19 protein-coding genes are annotated in these 19,092 nt (G+C 66.3%); 5 read left to right on the top strand and 14 right to left on the bottom strand.

Translation table 11 applies throughout. The features are described 5' to 3' along the window. Positions 1–15: 15 nt before the first annotated feature. Genes sppA through rluC form a run of 3 tightly spaced genes read right to left on the bottom strand, consistent with a single transcriptional unit; the run spans position 16 to position 2,630 of the window. Positions 16–996, bottom strand: coding sequence for a signal peptide peptidase SppA (gene sppA / locus LE197_RS03770; protein WP_003091146.1), 981 nt, complete (start codon positions 994–996; stop codon positions 16–18). Beyond that, on the bottom strand, positions 989–1,681 hold the full coding sequence (locus LE197_RS03765; RefSeq protein ID WP_033970435.1) for an HAD-IA family hydrolase: 693 nt from the start codon (positions 1,679–1,681) through the stop codon (positions 989–991). The genes sppA and LE197_RS03765 overlap by 8 nt, the downstream gene beginning before the upstream one ends. Further along, a complete protein-coding gene (rluC, locus tag LE197_RS03760) occupies positions 1,674–2,630 on the bottom strand; it encodes a 23S rRNA pseudouridine(955/2504/2580) synthase RluC (RefSeq protein ID WP_033975969.1) in 957 nt (318 codons plus the stop codon). The genes LE197_RS03765 and rluC overlap by 8 nt, the downstream gene beginning before the upstream one ends. 576 nt (positions 2,631–3,206) lie before the next feature. Here rluC and rne point away from each other — a divergent pair. Further along, complete coding sequence (gene rne / locus LE197_RS03755; protein WP_128685567.1) at positions 3,207–6,380, top strand: ribonuclease E; 3,174 nt, start codon at positions 3,207–3,209, stop codon at positions 6,378–6,380. A 141-nt stretch (positions 6,381–6,521) separates the two neighbouring features. Here rne and murB read toward each other — a convergent pair whose 3' ends face one another. The 8 genes from murB to LE197_RS03715 form a co-directional block, all read right to left on the bottom strand. Next, positions 6,522–7,541 (bottom strand): UDP-N-acetylmuramate dehydrogenase, encoded by a 1,020-nt coding sequence (gene murB, locus LE197_RS03750; protein ID WP_033968886.1) that lies wholly within the window; start codon positions 7,539–7,541, stop codon positions 6,522–6,524. Beyond that, positions 7,538–8,002, bottom strand: coding sequence for a low molecular weight protein-tyrosine-phosphatase (locus tag LE197_RS03745; RefSeq protein ID WP_033968891.1), 465 nt, complete (start codon positions 8,000–8,002; stop codon positions 7,538–7,540). The genes murB and LE197_RS03745 overlap by 4 nt, the downstream gene beginning before the upstream one ends. Continuing rightward, positions 8,002–8,766: a 3-deoxy-manno-octulosonate cytidylyltransferase gene (gene kdsB / locus LE197_RS03740; RefSeq protein WP_033968892.1), complete on the bottom strand. Its 765-nt coding sequence runs from the start codon at positions 8,764–8,766 to the stop codon at positions 8,002–8,004. Before kdsB ends, LE197_RS03745 begins: the two co-directional genes overlap by 1 nt. Then, on the bottom strand, positions 8,766–8,951 hold the full coding sequence (locus LE197_RS03735) for a Trm112 family protein (RefSeq protein WP_003091157.1): 186 nt from the start codon (positions 8,949–8,951) through the stop codon (positions 8,766–8,768). Before LE197_RS03735 ends, kdsB begins: the two co-directional genes overlap by 1 nt. A gap of 37 nt (positions 8,952–8,988) precedes the next feature. Beyond that, a complete protein-coding gene (lpxK, locus tag LE197_RS03730; protein WP_003091159.1) occupies positions 8,989–9,987 on the bottom strand; it encodes a tetraacyldisaccharide 4'-kinase in 999 nt (332 codons plus the stop codon). Further along, a complete protein-coding gene (locus tag LE197_RS03725; RefSeq protein WP_003091161.1) occupies positions 9,987–10,427 on the bottom strand; it encodes an ExbD/TolR family protein in 441 nt (146 codons plus the stop codon). Before LE197_RS03725 ends, lpxK begins: the two co-directional genes overlap by 1 nt. Next, the gene (locus tag LE197_RS03720; protein WP_003091163.1) at positions 10,424–11,059 is read right to left on the bottom strand and encodes a MotA/TolQ/ExbB proton channel family protein; all 636 of its coding nucleotides are present in this window, start codon (positions 11,057–11,059) and stop codon (positions 10,424–10,426) included. Before LE197_RS03720 ends, LE197_RS03725 begins: the two co-directional genes overlap by 4 nt. 72 nt (positions 11,060–11,131) lie before the next feature. Next, a complete protein-coding gene (locus LE197_RS03715) occupies positions 11,132–13,357 on the bottom strand; it encodes a DNA internalization-related competence protein ComEC/Rec2 (protein ID WP_114232315.1) in 2,226 nt (741 codons plus the stop codon). Positions 13,358–13,487: 130 nt separating this feature from the next. Between LE197_RS03715 and LE197_RS03710 the strand changes: the two genes are divergently transcribed. After that, a complete protein-coding gene (locus LE197_RS03710; RefSeq protein ID WP_003091165.1) occupies positions 13,488–14,021 on the top strand; it encodes a DUF2062 domain-containing protein in 534 nt (177 codons plus the stop codon). Positions 14,022–14,108: 87 nt separating this feature from the next. Here LE197_RS03710 and LE197_RS03705 read toward each other — a convergent pair whose 3' ends face one another. From LE197_RS03705 to LE197_RS03695, 3 genes are all read right to left on the bottom strand, one after another. Beyond that, the gene (locus LE197_RS03705; RefSeq protein ID WP_033975958.1) at positions 14,109–15,353 is read right to left on the bottom strand and encodes a lipoprotein-releasing ABC transporter permease subunit; all 1,245 of its coding nucleotides are present in this window, start codon (positions 15,351–15,353) and stop codon (positions 14,109–14,111) included. A 69-nt stretch (positions 15,354–15,422) separates the two neighbouring features. Beyond that, the gene (gene lolD / locus LE197_RS03700; protein WP_003091168.1) at positions 15,423–16,106 is read right to left on the bottom strand and encodes a lipoprotein-releasing ABC transporter ATP-binding protein LolD; all 684 of its coding nucleotides are present in this window, start codon (positions 16,104–16,106) and stop codon (positions 15,423–15,425) included. Continuing rightward, entirely contained in the window at positions 16,099–17,349 is a 1,251-nt protein-coding gene (locus LE197_RS03695; RefSeq protein WP_226033859.1) for a lipoprotein-releasing ABC transporter permease subunit, read from the bottom strand. Before LE197_RS03695 ends, lolD begins: the two co-directional genes overlap by 8 nt. A 102-nt stretch (positions 17,350–17,451) precedes the next feature. Here LE197_RS03695 and LE197_RS03690 point away from each other — a divergent pair, with 102 nt between their 5' ends. Genes LE197_RS03690 through LE197_RS03680 form a run of 3 tightly spaced genes read left to right on the top strand, consistent with a single transcriptional unit; the run spans position 17,452 to position 19,088 of the window. Then, positions 17,452–18,051, top strand: a complete 600-nt coding sequence (locus LE197_RS03690; RefSeq protein ID WP_196752268.1) for a PilZ domain-containing protein — start codon at positions 17,452–17,454, stop codon at positions 18,049–18,051. Between the two features lie 9 nt (positions 18,052–18,060). After that, positions 18,061–18,369: a hypothetical protein gene (locus LE197_RS03685; protein ID WP_057389227.1), complete on the top strand. Its 309-nt coding sequence runs from the start codon at positions 18,061–18,063 to the stop codon at positions 18,367–18,369. Continuing rightward, entirely contained in the window at positions 18,366–19,088 is a 723-nt protein-coding gene (locus LE197_RS03680; RefSeq protein ID WP_196752269.1) for a glycerophosphodiester phosphodiesterase, read from the top strand. The genes LE197_RS03685 and LE197_RS03680 overlap by 4 nt, the downstream gene beginning before the upstream one ends. Positions 19,089–19,092 lie beyond the last annotated feature (4 nt).

The following is a 19,092-nucleotide window of genomic DNA, read 5'->3' as shown; positions in this document are numbered from 1 at the left end:
GGAAACGCTCCGCTCTCAGCGCAATACCGGGCCCTGCCAACCCATCCACAGCGCGAGGCGCTCCGCCACACTGGCACCGAACTTCTTGGCGAAGCGATCGAACGGCGACTCCTGCACGGTGTAGTCCTCGATCTTCTTCTCCTTCACCACTTCGCGCGCCACATAGCTGGCATTGCCCAGGCCGTCGATCAAACCCAACTGCAATGCCTGCTCGCCGGACCAGACCAGACCCGAGAACAGCTCCGGGTGCCCCTCGACCTTGAGCCGGTCGCCGCGCCCTTTTTTCACGCTGTCGATGAACTGCTTGTGGGTAGTATCCAGCACCTGCTGCCAGAACTGAGTCTCCTCGGGCTTTTGCGGCTGGAAAGGATCGAGGAACGACTTGTGCTCGCCGGAGGTATAGACGCGCCGCTCGACACCGAGCTTCTCCATGGTGCCGACGAAACCGAAGCTGGCCGCCGTCACGCCGATGGAGCCGACCAGGCTGGCCTTGTCGGCGTAGATCTGGTCGGCGGCGCTGGCGATGTAGTAGGCGCCGGAGGCACCCAGGTCGCTGATCACCGCATAGACCTTGACGTTCGGGTGCTCGCCGCGCAGGCGACGAATCTCGTCATAGATATAGCCCGACTGCACCGGACTGCCGCCCGGACTGTTGATCCGCAGGACGATCCCCTTGGTACCCTCGTCCTTGAACGCCGCGCGCAGGGCCGTGACGATATTGTCGGCACTGGCCGGCTCATCGTCGGCGATCATGCCCTTCACCTCGATCAATGCCGTGTGGCTACCGCTGCGCGAGGCCGACTTCTCCAGGCTGCCGAACGGACTGAAGGCCAGCAGCACGACAAAGAGATAGATGAAGGTCAGCGACTTGAAAAATATCCCCCAGCGCCGCGCCCGCCGCTGCTCCTGGACCCCGGCGAGGACCGCCTTTTCCAGCAGCTTCCAGCTCTTGTCGTCATTCGCCTTCGGCGTTTCCGACTTCCACTCGTCAGACATGCTCAACCACTCCTGAAACCGCCTCACGTCGAGCACCGCCCAACCAGGCGCGCAACTCGGTGAAATGCTCAACTTCCAGCCGCGGCGCATAAGGCCGCAACTGCTCCAGCGATTGGGCGCCATAGGCCACCGCAACCGAATCCATCCCCGCCCGTCGCGCCATTTCCAGATCGAACGGCGAATCACCGATCATTAGCGCCCGCCCCGGCTCGACCCGGCAGTGCGCCAGGATCTCGTGGAGCATCAACGGGTCCGGCTTGCTGGCCGTTTCGTCGGCGCAGCGGGTGATATCGAAGAAATCGCTCCAGCCATGCCCCGCCAGCACCCGGTCCAGGCCGCGCCGACTCTTGCCGGTGGCGACCGCCAGGCGGAACCCGGCCTCGCGAAAATGCATCATGGCTTCGGCCACGCCGGGGAACAACCGCGACGGCTGCGCCTCCTGCGCCAGGTAATGCTCGCTGTAGGCGCGCCGGAAACGCTCGACCAGGGCAGGATCGCCAACCTCCGGATAGAGCGAAGCGATCGCCTCGGGCAAGCCGAGGCCGATGATGCCCTTGATCCGGGTATCGTCCCGCTCCGGCAGAGCGGTTTCCCGCGCCGCCGCCTTCATCGAATCGACGATGCGCGCGATCGAGTCGACCAGGGTGCCGTCCCAATCGAATACCAGCAACGCATAGTCAGTCATTCAAACGCTCCAGCGAACGCTGCCACATCTCGTCCACCGACGCCTCCAACTCCAGCACCTGCCCGTCGGGCAGCGGCACGCGCAACTGCGCGGCATGCAGGAACAGGCGCTTGCCGCCCAGCTCGCGGATCTCGCGGGAGAAATCCTCGTCGCCATACTTCGGGTCACCGGCGATGGCATGCCCGGCATGCTTGGCATGCACGCGGATCTGGTGGGTCCGCCCGGTGATCGGGCGCGCTTCCACCAGGGTGGCGAAATCGCCGAAGCGACGCAGCACCCGGAACTCGGTCAGCGCGTCCTTGCCCTCGACGTTCACCTCCACCATCCGCTCGCCCGAACGCAGGTTGTTCTTCAGCAGCGGCGCGCGCACGTTCTTCTTGCCAGCCGGCCAGTGGCCACGGACCAGGGCGTGATAGCGCTTGTCGACGATCTTCTCGCCCCGCAGGGCCTCATGCAGGTGACGCAACATGCTGCGCTTCTTGGCGATCATCAGCAGACCGGAGGTATCGCGATCGAGACGATGCACCAATTCGATATCCTTGGCATCGGGGCGCAACTGGCGAAACACCTCGATGACCCCGGCGCTCACGCCACTGCCGCCATGCACGGCGATCCCGGCGGGCTTGTTGAGCACGATCAGCGCCTTGTCCTCGTAGACGATCGCCGCTTCCATCCGCTCCAGCAGCCCCTGCGCCAGGGGCGCAGGCTCATCGCGCTCGGCCAGGCGCAGCGGTGGCACGCGCACCTGGTCTCCGGCCTGGAGCCGATAGTCGGGCTTGATCCGCCCCTTGTTCACGCGCACTTCGCCCTTACGCAGGATGCGATAGATCAGGGTCTTGGGCGCACCCTTGAGACGGGCGATAAGGAAATTGTCGATACGTTGACCAGCCAGTTCCGGCGGCACATCGAGCAGCTGGACACCGGTGGTCGGAGAGGCGGGAGTAGTCATCCGTACATCATAACAATTTTTCATTCAATTGAAGCACTTAATCATTGCTGCTATAGTCGGGAAGCCGCCATAAGCGGCCTGGCCTGCGGATGATTGCCAACCTGCATTTCCCCCTCGCCTGCAAACACTTTGAACGGACGTCAGGCCGTCCTACAGAGGCGTTTCAGCGGAAATACGAAAATTTCCAACCCGCTAACGACTCGAAACCAAAGCCTTGAAACATGAGCCGCGACCACTTCGGTGAGCGCGAGATGCCAACCCGCTCCGGATACTGCGAGCGGCGCCCGATTCTTAAGGAACATGTGTAGGGTGGAGATGTACGGCTGTTGGACTGCGTAGCTTCTAGCTTGATCGAGACGCATTTTTCGTCCGCCTCCGACAGCCGATTCCTCCTCCTGACTCAAGTGCTTCTGAAACACAGGAAGCAGGAGACGTAGTCGCGGACCGGCACCCAGTGCCGAGCGCCGCTGGACACGGGAATGGCCCGCCATTCCTGAATACGCGCCCGAGCACCGACCGTGAGAGTCGTGTGTGCCGATCGCCGTTTCCGGTAGCCCCGGAAACCATTGGTACTACATGAAAAGAATGCTGATCAACGCGACTCAACCCGAGGAGTTGCGTGTTGCACTGGTCGACGGCCAACGCCTGTTCGACCTCGACATCGAGTCGGGCGCCCGCGAGCAGAAGAAGGCCAACATCTACAAAGGCCGCATCACTCGCGTCGAACCCAGCCTCGAAGCCGCCTTCGTCGACTTCGGCGCCGAACGCCACGGCTTCCTCCCCCTCAAAGAAATCTCCCGCGAATACTTCAAGAAATCCCCCGAAGGCCGGATCAACATCAAGGAAGTCCTGAGCGAAGGCCAGGAAGTCATCGTCCAGGTCGAGAAGGAAGAGCGCGGCAACAAGGGCGCCGCCCTGACCACCTTCATCAGCCTGGCCGGCCGTTACCTGGTGCTGATGCCGAACAACCCGCGCGCCGGTGGCATTTCCCGCCGCATCGAAGGCGAAGAGCGCAACGAGCTGCGCGAGGCCCTGAACGGCCTCAACGCACCGGCCGACATGGGCCTGATCGTGCGCACCGCCGGCCTCGGCCGCAGCACCGAGGAACTGCAGTGGGACCTCGACTACCTGCTGCAACTGTGGAGCGCGATCAAGGAAGCTTCCGGCGAACGTGGCGCACCCTTCCTGATCTACCAGGAAAGCAACGTCATCATCCGCGCCATCCGCGACTACCTGCGCCAGGACATCGGCGAAGTGCTGATCGACAGCATCGACGCCCAGGAAGAAGCCCTGAACTTCATCCGCCAGGTGATGCCGCAGTACGCCAGCAAGGTGAAGCTGTACCAGGACAGCGTTCCGCTGTTCAATCGCTTCCAGATCGAGAGCCAGATCGAGACCGCCTTCCAGCGCGAAGTGAAGCTGCCGTCCGGCGGCTCCATCGTCATCGACCCGACCGAGGCCCTGGTTTCCATCGACATCAACTCGGCGCGCGCCACCAAGGGCGGCGACATCGAGGAAACCGCCCTGCAGACCAACCTGGAAGCGGCCGAGGAAATCGCCCGCCAGCTACGCCTGCGTGATATCGGCGGCCTGATCGTCATCGACTTCATCGACATGACCCCGGCGAAGAACCAGCGCGCCGTGGAAGAGCGTGTCCGCGAAGCCCTCGAGGCCGACCGCGCGCGCGTCCAGGTCGGTCGCATCTCGCGCTTCGGCCTGCTGGAAATGTCCCGCCAGCGCCTGCGTCCGTCCCTCGGCGAGACCAGCGGCATCGTCTGCCCGCGCTGCAACGGCCAGGGCATCATCCGCGACGTCGAGTCGCTGTCGCTGGCCATCCTGCGCCTGATCGAGGAAGAAGCCCTGAAGGACCGCACCGCGGAAGTCCGCGCCCGCGTGCCCTTCCAGGTCGCCGCCTTCCTGCTCAACGAGAAGCGCAACGCCATCACCAAGATCGAACTGCGTACCCGCGCGCGCATCTTCATCCTGCCGGACGATCATCTGGAAACCCCGCATTTCGAAGTCCAGCGTCTGCGCGATGACAGCCCCGAACTGGTTGCCGGCCAGACCAGCTACGAAATGGCCGCCGTCGAGCACGAAGAAGCCCAGCCGGTCAGTTCGACCCGCACCCTGGTCCGCCAGGAAGCAGCAGTCAAGACCGTCGCTCCCCAGCAGCCCGCACCGCAACACACCGAAGCACCGGTCGAGCCGGCCAAGCCGATGCCCGAGCCGAGCCTGTTCCAGGGCCTGGTGAAGTCCCTGGTCGGCCTGTTCGCAGGCAAGGATCAACCTGCCGCCAAGCCTGCTGAAACCAGCAAGCCGGCTGCCGAGCGCCAAACCCGCCAGGACGAGCGTCGCAACGGCCGCCAGCAGAACCGCCGCCGCGATGGCCGCGATGGCAATCGCCGCGACGAAGAGCGCAAGCCCCGCGAGGAACGCGCAGAGCGTCAACCGCGCGAAGAGCGCGCCGAACGCCCGAACCGCGAAGAGCGCAGCGAACGCCGCCGCGAAGAGCGCGCCGAGCGCCCGGCTCGAGAGGAGCGCCAGCCGCGCGAAGGCCGTGAAGAGCGCGCCGAGCGGACGCCCCGCGAAGAACGCCAGCCGCGCGAAGGCCGCGAAGGTCGCGAGGAACGCAGCGAACGCCGCCGCGAAGAGCGCGCCGAACGCCCGGCTCGCGAAGAGCGCCAACCCCGCGAAGGCCGTGAAGAACGCGCCGAGCGCCCGGCCCGCGAAGAGCGCCAGCCGCGAGAGGATCGCCAGGCTCGCGACGCCGCGGCCCTGGAAGCCGAGGCGCTGCCGAACGACGAGAGCCTGGAGCAGGACGAGCAGGACGATACCGATGGCGAGCGCCCGCGCCGCCGCTCCCGCGGCCAGCGTCGTCGCAGCAACCGCCGCGAACGCCAGCGCGAGGTCAGCGGTGAGCTGGAAGGCAGCGAGGCGACCGATAACGCCGCCGCGCCGCTGAACACCGTCGCAGCCGCCGCCGCTGCCGGTATCGCTGTCGCCAGCGAAGCCGTAGAAGCAAACGTGGAGCAAACCCCGGCCACTACCAGCGAGGCTGCCAGCGAAACCACGGCAAGCGATGAAACCGACGCGCCGACCAGCGAAGCCGTCGAAACCCAGGGCGCGGACACCGAGGCCAATGCCGGCGAAACCGCCGACATCGAAGCGCCGGTGACCGTCAGCGTGGTCCGGGACGAAGCCGACCAGAGCACTCTGCTGGTCGCGCAAGCCACTGAAGAAGCTCCCTTCGCCAGCGAAAGCGTGGAAAGCCGCGAAGACGCCGAGAGCGCCGTGCAACCGGCAACGGAAGCGGCCGAAGAAGTTGCCGCCCCGGTGACCGTCGAAGCAGCAGCCCCTAGCGAGCCCGCAGCCACCGAGGAGCCGACCCCGGCCATCGCGGCGGTGCCGGCCAACGCGACCGGCCGCGCCCTCAACGACCCAAGGGAAAAACGTCGCCTGCAACGCGAAGCCGAGCGTCTGGCACGCGAAGCCGCAGCAGCAGCCGAAGCGGCAGCTCAGGCCGCTCCCGCTGCCGAGGAGATCCCGGCTGTAGCGAGCGAGGAAGCGTCGACCCAGGAGGAACCTGCCGCACCCCAGGTTGAAGAAACCGCCCAGGCCGACGCTCCGTCCCAGGCGGACGAAGCCCAGGAAGCGGTACAGGCCGAGCCTGAAGCTTCCGGCGAAGATGCCGCCGACACGGAGCACGCGAAAAAGACCGAGGAAAGCGAAACCTCGCGCCCGCATGCCTGAGTGACAGGCTGAAAAAAGGGATGCCATGGCATCCCCTTTTTTTTGCGCGCCATTCCGCGCCCGTCATGACCAGAGCCGCCGAACACGCACAATGAAAAAGGGATGCCGCCGGCATCCCTTTTTCATTCTCCAGCCGCACCCTCAGTAGAGATTGGGCTCAGGCTCCAATTCGACACCGAAACGCCGACGGACGTCCTCCTGGATACGCTCCGCCAATGCCTGGACCTGAGCACCGGTGGCGCCGCCATGGTTGACCAGGACCAGCGCCTGCTGCGCGTGCACCCCCACCGGGCCATCGCGGAAACCCTTCCAGCCGCCCTTATCGATCAGCCAGCCTGCAGCCAGCTTCAGCCGACCGTCCGCCTGCGGATAGCCGACCAGATCCGGGAAGGCCTGACGCAAGCGTTCGGCCTGCGCCGCATCCACCAGCGGGTTCTTGAAGAAGCTGCCGGCATTGCCCAACACGGCGGGGTCGGGCAGCTTCTCCCGGCGAATGGCGCAGATTACCCGGCTTACGTCCCTGGCCGTCGGACTGGCGATGCCCTCCTCCTCCAGGCGCTGGCGTACCGGCCCGTAGTCCAGGTGCAGCCTCTCCCGCCGCGTCAGGCGCAGGCGCACGCGGAGGATCAGCCAGCGATCCGGCTCCTGCTTGAACAAGCTGTCGCGGTAGCCGAAACGGCAGGCCTGGCGATCGAACTCACGCAGGGTTCCACCCTGGCGATCCAGCGCCGTCAGGCTGTCGAAGACATCCTTCAGCTCCACGCCATAGGCGCCGATGTTCTGCATCGGCGCCGCACCCACGGTGCCGGGAATCAGGCTGAGATTTTCCAGACCGGCCAGGCCCTGTTCCAGGCTCCATTGCACGAATGGGTCCCAGGCCTCGCCCGCCTCCGCCTCGACCAGCACCGAATCCGCGGCATCGGAAACAATTCGCCGCCCCTGGCTGGCCATGCGCAATACCAGCGCCTCGACGTCACGGGTCAGCAGCAGGTTGCTACCACCACCGATCACCAGCAGCGGCAATCCACGCGCCCGAGCCAGGGCCAGGGCTTCGCGCACATCGGCCTCGTCCCGGGCGTGAGCCAGCAGGCGGGCGCGCACGTCGATGCCGAAGGTGTTATAGGGCTTCAGCGAGCAATGCTCTTGCAGTTCCAGGCTCACAGTCGCCCCTTGGCTTCGATCAACAGACGGTCGCAGGCATGTTCGATCAGGTCGAGGACCTGCTCGAAGCCTTCTTCGCCGCCATAGTAGGGATCGGGTACTTCGTCCCGCTCGGATCCGTAGCGACGCAGGAACAGATCCAGTTCGGCGGCACCGCGCCCGGCACGCAGGATCTCGAGGTCGGCCAGGTTGGACAGGTCCATGGCCAGGATCAGGTCATGGCAGGAGAAATCCTCGATGCCGACCTGGCGTCCACGCAGTGCCGACAGATCGTAGCCGCGCCTTTGCGCGGCCAGGCGGGTGCGCTGGTCAGGTGCCTTGCCGACATGCCAGCCGGCGGTGCCGGCGGAATCGACATGGATACGGGAGGCCAGACCGGCCTCCTCGACCTTGCGCCGGAACACGCCTTCGGCGGTGGGCGACCGGCAGATGTTGCCCAGGCAGACGAACAGGACGCGCATCAGCCCCCCAGCACGCGGCGAACGCGTTCGAGGTCTTCCACCGTATCCACGCCCGGAAGCATGGTTTCGCGGGCATCGGCCACATGGATTCGCACCCCGTGCCAGAGAGCGCGCAACTGCTCGAGGCTCTCGGCGTTCTCCAGCCAGCACGGTCCCCAGGCGACGAAATCGGCAAGGAACCCCACGCGGTAGGCATAGATGCCGATATGGCGACGATAGGGCACGCCCTCCGGCAGGCTGTCGCGATCGCGGGCGAAGGCGTCGCGAGCCCAGGGCAAGGGCGCACGACTGAAAGTCAGGGCCAGGCCGTCGATGTCGGTGGCGACCTTGACCACGTTCGGATTGAACAGCGCGGAGACCTCATGGATCGGCTCGGCCAGGGTAGCGATGGCAGCTTCCGGGTGCGCAGCCAGGTTGGCCGCCACCTGGTCGATGAGCGCTGGAGGGATCAGCGGCTCGTCGCCCTGGACGTTGACCACGATGGCATCGCTGGCCAGGCCGAGCCGGGAAGCGACTTCCTCCAGGCGATCGGTGCCGGAGTTGTGCTCGGCACGTGTCAGCAGCGCCTCGGCGCCGAACCCCTGGCACGCCGCCAGGATGCGTTCGTCGTCGGTGGCGACGACCACGCGGCTGGCGGCGCTCTTGCGGGCCTGGTTCCAGACGCGCTGGATCATTGGCTGGCCGGCGATATCCTGCAATGGCTTGCCGGGCAGGCGAGTGGAGGCGTAGCGGGCGGGAATGACGACAGTGAACGCCTGGGTCATTACTTGTCCAGCCGCTCGTCCACGTTCAGGGAGCGAGCCTCGCTCTCCAGCATCACCGGGATGCCGTCGCGGATCGGATAGGCCAGGCCGGCCTGCTTGCTGATCAGTTCGGTCTTGTCTTCGCTGAGCACCAGCGGGCCCTTGGTCAACGGGCAGGCAAGGATATCGAGGAGTTTCGGGTCCATGGCGGAGTCCTTCATACAATGGCGGCACGGCCGCCGGTCAGCGCGCCAGGAGATGCTCGAGTCGGGCGTCGAACCAGGCGACGAATGCTGGGGAAGGCACCGCATCGACCGCCAGGTACCACCAGTCGGCCGCTGCGAAAGCCCGGCATTTAACGGCATCCTTCTCGGTCATCAGCAGCGGCAGTGGCGGGCTGAACGCCAGTTCGGCCGCCGTGTAGGTCGCGTGATCCGGGAAGGCATGCGGAATCGCCCGCCAGTGTAGCGCCTCGAGCGTCCTGAAGAAACGCTGCGGATTGCCGATCCCGGCCAGGGCATGGACCTCCTGGCCCGCGGGAAAATGCTCCAGCGGTCGGCGCTCGCCGCTCTGCAGGTTGATCAGCGCGGTAGGCTGCAAACGGAATGCGTAACCGCCGTCGGGATCCTCGTCGGCGCCGTTGTAAAGCAGCGCGTCGACGCTTTCCAGACGCTCCGCCGGTTCGCGCAACGGACCGGCCGGCAGGCAACGACCATTGCCGAGACCGCGCGCGGCATCGATCAGCACCAGCTCCAGATCGCGCGCCAGGCGATAGTGCTGCAAGCCATCGTCGCAGAGGACCAGGTCCAACTGCTCTTCGGCGAGCAGCGCCTGCAGGGCGCGCGGACGATCCGGGTCGATCATCAGCGGCACGCCGCTGCGCCGGACGATCATCAGCGGTTCGTCGCCGGCCTCCGCGGCGTCCTGCTCGGCCCGCACCCGCCACGGCGTGGTGGGCGGCCGGGCACCATAGCCGCGGCTGATCACGCCAACCCGCAAGCCACGAGCCCTGCAGTGCTCGATCATCCAGAGGATCATCGGCGTCTTGCCGGTTCCGCCGACGGTGATGTTGCCTACCACCAGCACCGGCAGCGGTGCCCGGTAAGCGGGCTTGCGCCCGGACAGGAAGTCCGCCCGGCGGCCGTTCGCCACCCGGCGATAGAGAGCCTCCAGCGGACGCAGCAGCGCCAGCGCCGGATGCCCCTGGTACCAGGCGGCGAGCAGTCGCTCGGAGAACGACATCAGGGCTTGGCCGCCGTGTTCTCGACCGTGGTGATGCGCAGGTGGACGAAGCCCAGCTTACCCGCTGCGTCCATCGCCGTGACCACCGACTGGTGGGTGGACTTGGCATCGGCGCTGATCACCACCGGCAGGTTGTTGTCGCCCGCCGATTCACGCTGCATCGCCGCCATCAGGGTGGCTAGGTCGCTCTTGGCCAGCGCCTGCCCGTTCAGGGCGTAGTGCCCCTCGGCATCCACCGAGAGTTCCAGTTGCTTCTGCTCGGTGCCGGCGGTTTCGCCGCTCTCCGCCGATGGCAGCTCGATGTTGAGCTGCTCGGGGCGGGTGAAGGTGGTACTGACCACGAAGAACAGCAGCAGGACGAAGATCACGTCGATCAGCGACGCCAGGTTGATGAAGACGTCTTCACGGGCGGCACCCGCCCGTCTGCGGCGGAATTTCACGCTTTGCCTTCCTCGACGTAGTCGACTTCACGATCGCCCTGCACCACTTCCACCAGCTTGATGGCCTCCTGCTCCATGGCGATCACCAGTTCGTCGACCCGCCGCAGCAGGTAGCGATGGAAGAACACCGCCGGAATCGCCACCAGCAGGCCGGCGGCGGTGGTGATCAATGCCTTGGAGATGCCCGCGGCGAGCATCGGCGAGTTGGCCATGCCGTTGTCCATGAAGGCGCCGAAGATCTGGATCATGCCGAACACCGTACCCAGCAGGCCCAGCAGCGGCGCCATCGCGGCGATGGTGCCGAGGGCGTTGAGGTAGCGCTCCAGCTCGTGGATGACACCGGAAGCAGCCTCCTCGATGCACTCCTTCATGATCTCGCGACCGTGCTTGGAGTTGGCCAGGCCGGCGGCGAGGATCTCTCCCAGCGGCGAGTTGGCGCGCAGGTCCTTGAGCTTCTGGGCGCTCAGTTGCTTGCCCTTGATCTGCTTCCACACCTGGCCGAGCAGCTCGGGCGGCGCGACGCGGCTCTTGCGCAGCGTCCACAGGCGCTCCGCGACGATGGCGGTGGCGGCGATCGAACTCAGAATGATCGGCAGCATCATCCAGCCGCCGGCTTGAACCAGTTCCCACACAGTGGCATATCCCCGAAAAAAAAGTGGCGCCACTCTAGCACAGCGACCCTTTTCCGCCGACCGCCACGGTTCTCATTTTTCCCGCCAGAAGTGCGCCGAATCACGCTCCCGGCGTGCACCGCCACGGCTTCCGAGGAGAAACGTCAGGGCACCGTCGCGTGCCGTGTCGTGGACCTGCGCGGCGACCCTCGCGTAACGCTCCATCACTTCGCCATGGGGATGGCCGAAGGCGTTACGCCAACCTCGCGAGACCAGCACATGGCGAGGCCGCGTACGCAACACGAAGGCGACTCCGGAGGAGCTGCGGCTGCCGTGGTGCGGCGCCAGCAACCAGTCGACCCGCGGATCGGCCTGTCGCGCCAGCCAGGCATGCTCGGCCGCACGCGACATGTCCCCGGTCAGCAGCAGGACTTCGCCATCGGCCTCGACCCTCAGCACGCAGGAGCGGTCGTTGCTGTCGCCGGCCTGCGCCCATGCCCACTGTTCGAAAACCACGCCATCCCAGGACCAGCTCCGCTCGTCGCAGCTGTCCGCGAACAACGGCGAAGGCAGGCGCGCGGGTTCGCCGCTGACCAGCCAACCCGGCGGGAATCGGGAAGCGACCGTAGGAGCACCGCCTGCATGGTCGCTGTCGGCATGGCTCAGCAACAGGCCGTCCAGGCGTCGCAAGTCCAGGCTACGCAGCACCGGCACCACCACCCGCTCGCCCATGTCTAATGCCCCCTGCCGCGCACCGCTGTCATAGAGCAAGGCATGCTCCCGGGTACGCACCAGCACGGCCAGCCCCTGGCCGACGTCCAGCACCCGCACTTCCGCCCGCCCCCATTCGACAGGCGGCGATGACGGCAACAACGCCGGCAGTAACAACGCGGCACCGAGGGCACGCAACGGCAAGCCAGCCGGCGCCAGCCAGCAGAGCGCGCCGAGCATGCCCAGCGCTACGCTCCAGGCCGCTGCGGCGGGTGGCTGCCAGGCCTCGGCCAGGCCCGCCAGCAGGCCAAGCGCACGAAACAGCAGGTCCAGCGAAACGCCAGCGGCGCGAAGCAGCCCCTCGCCCAGCCCGGGTACCCACAGCAGCAGGCTCCCCGCCAGGGCCGGGGGCACTACCAGCAGTTCGATCCAAGGTACCGCCAGCAGGTTGGCCAGCGCTCCGCTCAGGCTCAACGGCAGGCCCAGCGCCAGCAGCGGCATCGCCAGCCCCAGCGCCATCCCCCACTGCGCACGCCCCCAGGCCGCCCACCAGCGCCAGCGCCCAAGGCGCCCGGCGAACAGCCAGAGCAGCAGGGCAACCGCCAGGAACGACAGCCAGAACCCCGCCTGCAGGCTGGCCAGCGGCTCGACCAGCAAGACCAGCACCAGCGTTCCCAGCAGCGGGGTCAGCAAGCCCAGGTGGCGGAAACGCAGGCGCCAGACCAGCGCCAGGCTGACCATCAGGCAGGCACGCCGCACCGGGACCTCGAAACCCGCCATCAACCCGTAGCTCCAGGCACCAAGCAAACCCAGGGCGCAGGCACAGGGCAGCCAGGGCAGGCGCCGCGGCCAGCAGCCCAGGCGATGCAAGGCCGCCACCAGGCCATAGAGCATCCCCGCCAGCAACGAGATATGCGAACCGGAGATGACCATCAGATGCACGGTGCCGGTGTCCTGGAACATGCGCCACTCGGCCGCGCTCAATCCAGAGCCATCCCCCAGCACCAGCGCCGCCAGGGCGGCGCCGCGCCCCTGCGCGTCGACCGCCAGGAGGCGCTGGCGCCAGGCGTCGCGCCAGGCATCCAGGCCACTGGCCGGCTGCAGGCGCTGGCCCGCCTTCACCATTCCAACGGCACCGACCCGCTGCCCCAACAACCAGGCTTCGTAGTCGAAACCCGCCGCGTTCACCAGGCCGCGAGGGCGTTTCAGGGTCACCGCCAGGCGCCAGCGTTCGCCGCCCATCAGCGGCGGCGCACCACGCCAGCTCAGGCGCAGACGCTCGGGAAGAAGGACGCCCCGCGCGCCACTGACCTCCTCCAGCCGGAAGCGCGTGATGCCCTCGCCGCTCGCCGGCAGATCGACCACACGCCCCTCCAGCCAAAGGGTGCGACCATCCAGCTCGGCGGCCAGGCGTCCGTCCAGGGCGACTTGCGCCGAGCCGCAGGCCCAGGCGAACCCGAGCAGGAACAACCCCAGCCAGTACAGCCGGCCGAACAGCAGCAACAGTCCGGCGGCGGCCATGCCCAGCAGCCAGCCGAGCGACGGCAATTCCACCAGGAAGCGCAGGGCCAGCAGCCCCGCGGCGAGGGCTGGCAATCCCAGGCGCATGAACGGTTCCTCCCATCCCCGTGACGTGCCCTCCGCTCCCCGACATGTCACATGGGGTCATACAATGGGCAACGAAATCCTGTCATCTTGCTTGGCATAATACGCAAGCCTATATCCACCGAGAGCCCACATGCCGCGTCGCCTGTTCAAGCGCTACATGCCCGATCCGGAAAGCATCCGCTCGCAGAAGTCGCTGCGCTTTCTCGGCAAATTGACGCACGATCCCAACCTTTGGCATCTCAATCGCCATTCGGTATCGCGCGCCATGGCCGCCGGGCTGTTCGCCGCCTTCATCCCGATGCCGATGCAGATGCTGCTGGCGGCCGGTCTGGCGGTGTGGATTCGGAGCAATCTGCCAATCTCCGTCGGATTGGTCTGGCTGACCAATCCGATCACGATGCCCCCGGTCTTCTATTGCACCTACAAGCTGGGCGCCTGGTTGATGCAGGTGCCGCCGCGCACCCTGCCGGACCATCTCACCTGGGAATGGATCAGCCAGGAGTTGTCCAGCCTCTGGCAGCCCTTCCTGCTCGGTTCGGTGGTCTGCGGCATCATCGCCGCCATCCTCGGCTACGCGCTGACGATGCTCTACTGGCGCTGGTGGGTGCAGCGCAGTTGGAGCCGACGCTGCCGGCAACGTCGCGAACGGGTCGCCGCGAAGTGATCCGCCGGACATGAAAAAGCCGCCTCGAAGGCGGCTTTTTCATGGGCCTTGTCCGCTCCGTGCAGGGACTGGCGCAGGCCTTCTCGCTCACTCGTAGCGCAGCGACTCGGCCGGTTGTGTCCGCGCCGCGCGCCAGGATGGGTACAGGGTGGCGAGGAAGCTCATCAGCAATGCAGCGCTGCAGATCAGCACCACGTCCAGCACCTGCAGATCGGAAGGCAGGTAGTTGATGAAGTACACATCCGAGCTGAAGACCTTGTGCCCGACCAACCGCTCGATGCGGTCGATCATCCCGGTGATGTTCAACGCCGCGAACACCCCGAGCACCCCGCCGATGACCGTCCCGATCACGCCGATGACGGTGCCCTGGACCATGAAGATCGCCATGATCTGCCGCGGCGTGGCGCCGAGGGTACGAAGAATCGCGATGTCGGTGCGCTTGTCGGCGACCACCATGATCAGGGTGGCGATGATGTTGAAGGCGGCGACCGCGATGATCAGCAGCAGGAGCAGGCCGATCATGGTCTTTTCCATCTTCATCGCGTTGAACAGGCTGCCCTGGGTCCTGGTCCAGTCGCTGGACCTGAAGCCCTGCCCCAACTCCTTGACCACCTTGGCGGCGACCTGCGGCGACTGGTAGAGATCCTTCAGCTCCAGGCGCACGCTCGGCACCTGGCCCGGTTGCAGGCGCAGCAACTGGCCGGCATCGGCGATGTCGACCAGCGCCAGCGAGTTGTCCAGTTCGGCGCCGACCTTGAACAGGGCGACTATGGTGAAGCGCTGCATGCGCGGAGTGATGCCGCCCGGCGCACTGGTGGCCTCCGGGACGATCAGGGTCAGCTTGTCGCCGACATTGACATGGAAGCGCCGCGCGGTGATCTCGCCGAGGACGATGCCGAACTCGCCAGGCTTGAGGTCGTCCAGGCTGCCCTGGACGATGTGTTCGCCGACGATGGAGACCTTGCGCTCCTCCTGCGGATCGATGCCGTTGACCAGCACCGGCAGCATGTTGCCCTTGTACGACAGCATGCCCTGCAGTTCGGCGAACGGCGCCGCGCCGACCACCTCGCGGTGCCGCAGCGCCGCGTTGGCGACGGTCTGCCAGTCGTCCAGCGGCTGCGCCGCGCTGATGGTGGCATGCGGCACCATGCCGAGGATCCGCGTGCGCATTTCCTTCTGGAAGCCGTTCATCACCGAGAGCACGATGATCATCGCCAGCACGCCCAGCGCCAGGCCGATCATCGAGGTCAGCGAGATGAACGAGATGTAGTGGTTGCGGCGTTTGGCGCGGGTGTAGCGCAGGCCTATGAAGAACGGTAACGGTCTGAACATGTCGCGGATGCACCGAGTCGATGGGGGATTCGCCGGACGGGAGCGGACGGCGGGCACGCCGTCGCCCCGCTACGCGGCGATCAGTCGGCCTTCTTCCAGGCGCAGGATGCGATCCATGTGCCCGGCCAGCTGGAGATCGTGGGTTACCACCAGGAACGAGGTCTGCAACGAACGGCTCAGTTCCAGCATCAGTTCCTGGATACCCTGGGCGGTATGCTGGTCGAGGTTGCCGGTGGGCTCGTCGAGCAGTACCAACTGCGGACGGTTGACCAGCGCGCGGGCGATCGCCACCCGCTGGCGCTCGCCGCCGGACAGCTCGGCCGGCTTGTGCGACAGGCGATGCCCCAGCCCGACCCGTTCCAGCAGCTCGGCCGCCCGCTGGCGGGCTTCCGCGATCGGCGTGCGGCCGATCAACAGCGGCATGCAGACGTTCTCCAGGGCGGTGAACTCCGGCAACAGGTGGTGGAACTGGTAGACGAAGCCCAGCGCGCGGTTGCGCAGCAGCCCGCGGGCCGTCTCGTTCAGCGCCGAGAGCTCCTCGCCGGCGAGCCAGACGCTGCCGGCGGAGGGCGTATCCAGGCCGCCGAGCATGTTCAGCAAGGTGCTCTTGCCCGAACCGGAGCTGCCGACGATAGCCACCCGCTCCCCAGGCAGCAGGTTCAACTCGACGCCGGACAGCACCTGCACCGATTGCGGCCCCTCGTCGTAGCTCTTGCTCAGGTTGCGGCAACTCAGCACCGACTTGTCATTCATAACGCAAAGCCTCCGCAGGCTGGGTGCGCGCCGCACGCCAGGCTGGATACAAAGTGGCGAAGAAGCTGAGGACCAGGGCCGCGCCGCAGACCAGCACGACATCGTCGAGCATCAGCTGCGACGGCAGGTAATCGATGAAGTACACGTCGGACGCGAGGAACTGGTGGCCCAGCAGCTTTTCCAGGGCGGAAATCCAGGCGCTGACGTTGAGCGCCGCGACCACCCCGAGGACCCCGCCGACCAGCGTGCCGATCACCCCGATCACCGTACCCTGGACCATGAAGGTAGCCATGATCTGCCCCGGCGTGGCGCCGAGGGTACGAAGGATGGCGATGTCCGACTTCTTGTCGGTGACCACCATCACCAGGGTGGAAATGATGTTGAACGCGGCGACCGCGACGATCAGCAGCAGCAACAGCCCGATCATGGTCTTTTCCATGCGGATGGCCTGGTACAGGTTGCCGTGGCTGCGCGTCCAGTCGCGGGCGTAGAAGTCGTTGTCGGTCAGGGTCCGGGCGATCTCCCAGGCCACCCGCGGCGCCTGGAACAGGTCGTCGAGCTTCAGGCGCAGCCCCTGTACCTGATTGGTCTTCCAGTGCTGCAGGCGCGCGGCGTCTTCCAGGTGGATCAGCGACAGGCCGCCATCCAGTTCGCCGGCACCGACGCGGAAGGTGCCGACCACGGTGAAGCGCTTCATCCGCGGGAACACCCCGGCCGGGGTGACCGCCACCTCGGGGAGGATCAGGGTGACCTTGTCGCCGATGCCGACGCCGAGCTTCTGCGCCGCCAGTTGGCCGATGACGATGCCGAAGCCGCCGGCCTTGAGTTCCGCCAGCGAGCCCTGCTTGAAGAAATCGGGAATGATCGAGACCTTGGCCTCTTCCAGCGGATCGACCGCATCGACCATCACCGTCTGCACCGCGCCATTGGCGCTGAGCATGCCCTGCATCTGGGTGAACGGCGCTACCGCGGTGACATGCTCGTGGGCCTTGACCTTCTCGGCCAGGGCGCGCCAGTCATCGATGGGCTGGTACGACTCGACGGTGGCCTGCGGCACCATACCGAGGATGCGGGTACGCATTTCGCGATCGAAGCCGTTCATCACCGAGAGCACCACGATCATCACCAGCACGCCCAGTGCCAGGCCGATCATCGAGGTCAGCGAAATGAAGGAGACGAAATGGCTGCGACGTTTGGCCCGCGTATAGCGCGTGCCGATGAAAACGGACAGGGGTCTGAACATGTCGCCCTTAGCTGGCAGAAAATGGATGCGTCGGGATGGCGAAGTGGCGAGGCATCGCCGGCGGCCTTACACTCTGACCATCACTGCCGCCGTGGGTTCGCCATGTCCACTCGTGACGCGGATGACCGCCGCGAATACTACCGTATCGAAGATACCCTCGCACTGGAATTTCGCCCTGCCGGGGCCGTCGAAGACGGCCTGGAGAGCGAGCCGGGGGCCACCCTGTTCAGCCTGCTCAGCGACCTCCACCTGATGGATTACGAGTCGCAGCACCTGCTGCGCCACATCAGCGAACGCGACCGCTCGCTGGCCAACTACCTGAAGGTGATGAACAAGCGCATCGACCTGCTTGGCCAGGTCATGGTGCAGAGCCTGCTCAAGGAGATCGGCGAACCGCGCAAGGTCAGCCTGTCCGAGGGGGGCGTCAGCTTCCGCCACGACCGCGCATTGCCGGTCGGCCAGTTGCTCGTCCTGCGCATGGTCCTGTTGCCGCAGGGTTTCGGCCTCGAACTGCGGGCCCGGGTAATCCACGCCCAGCCACACGACGACGAATTCGAGATCGGTACCGAGTTCGAAGCGTTGAGCGACGCACAGCGCCAGTTGCTGGCCCGGCATATCCTCCAGAAGCAGGCCCAGCAGCGCCGCCTGGCACGGGCCGGACAGGGCCCGCTCGGCGAGCCGGGCCAACCTTCTTCGACCTGAGATGTGCCGATGCTTCGTTCGCTACTGCTGTGCTCCCTCCTCCTCGCCCCGCCGCTGTTCGCCGACACCCTGAGCATTCCGCTGGGCGCCCAGGGCGATACCCGGGTCGCCCTGCCCGCGCGCGGCGAAAGCCGCGAAGCCGTGCTGCAACGCTTCGGCCTGGCCGACGAGGAACATCCCGCGGTCGGCCAGCCTCCCATCGTGCGCTGGGATTACCGCGACTTCTCGGTATATTTCGAAAGCGGTCGGGTGCTCGACAGCGTTCGCCATCATCGGCCGCGGAATCCCGCGCAACCCTCGAACAAGGAGCCACAGTGACTCTCATCTATGGACATCGCGGCGCCAAGGGCGAAGCGCCGGAAAACACCCTGGCCAGCTTCCAGCGCTGCCTGGAGCATGGCGTCAAGCATTGCGAACTGGACCTGCACCTGTCGCGCGACGGCGAACTGATGGTGATCCACGACCCGACCCTGAAGCGCACCACCGGCCGCCGCGGCAAGGTCGCCGAACACGACGCGGCCACCCTGGTCACCTACGACGCGCGCGAGGGCGGCCCCGGCTGGGTACGGCCGACGCCGATCCCGCGGCTGGAGGAGTTGTTCGAGAAGTGCCCGTTCGAGCACTGGCAACTGGAAGTGAAGAGCGCCTCGCGCGAACGCGCGGCGCGGACGGTAACGCGGATCAGGGAGCTGACCGAGCGCTTCGGCAACCGCGACAAGGTCACCGTCACCAGCGGTTCGCGGACCGTGCTCAAGGCCCTCAACGAACTGACCCCGGAACTGTCGCGCGGGCTGGTCGCCGAATACGCCTGGCTCGACCCGCTGAAGGTCGCCCAGCACTATGGCTGTGCCCTGCTCGCCCTGAACTGGACCCTATGCACCCCGGAGCGCCTGCTCAAGGCCCAGCGCCTGGGGCTTCACGTCTCGGTGTGGACGGTCAACGAACCGGCTCTGATGCGCCGGCTCGCCGACTTCGGCGTGGACAGCCTGATCACAGACTTTCCCGGTTTGGCCAGCGCCACCCTCGGGAATCGCTGAGCAC

Origin of the sequence: Pseudomonas sp. PS1(2021), from assembly GCF_020405165.1 — a bacterium.
GTDB classification, from domain to species: Bacteria; Pseudomonadota; Gammaproteobacteria; order Pseudomonadales; family Pseudomonadaceae; genus Pseudomonas; species Pseudomonas aeruginosa.
This window is presented reverse-complemented; position numbering and strand designations above follow the sequence as displayed.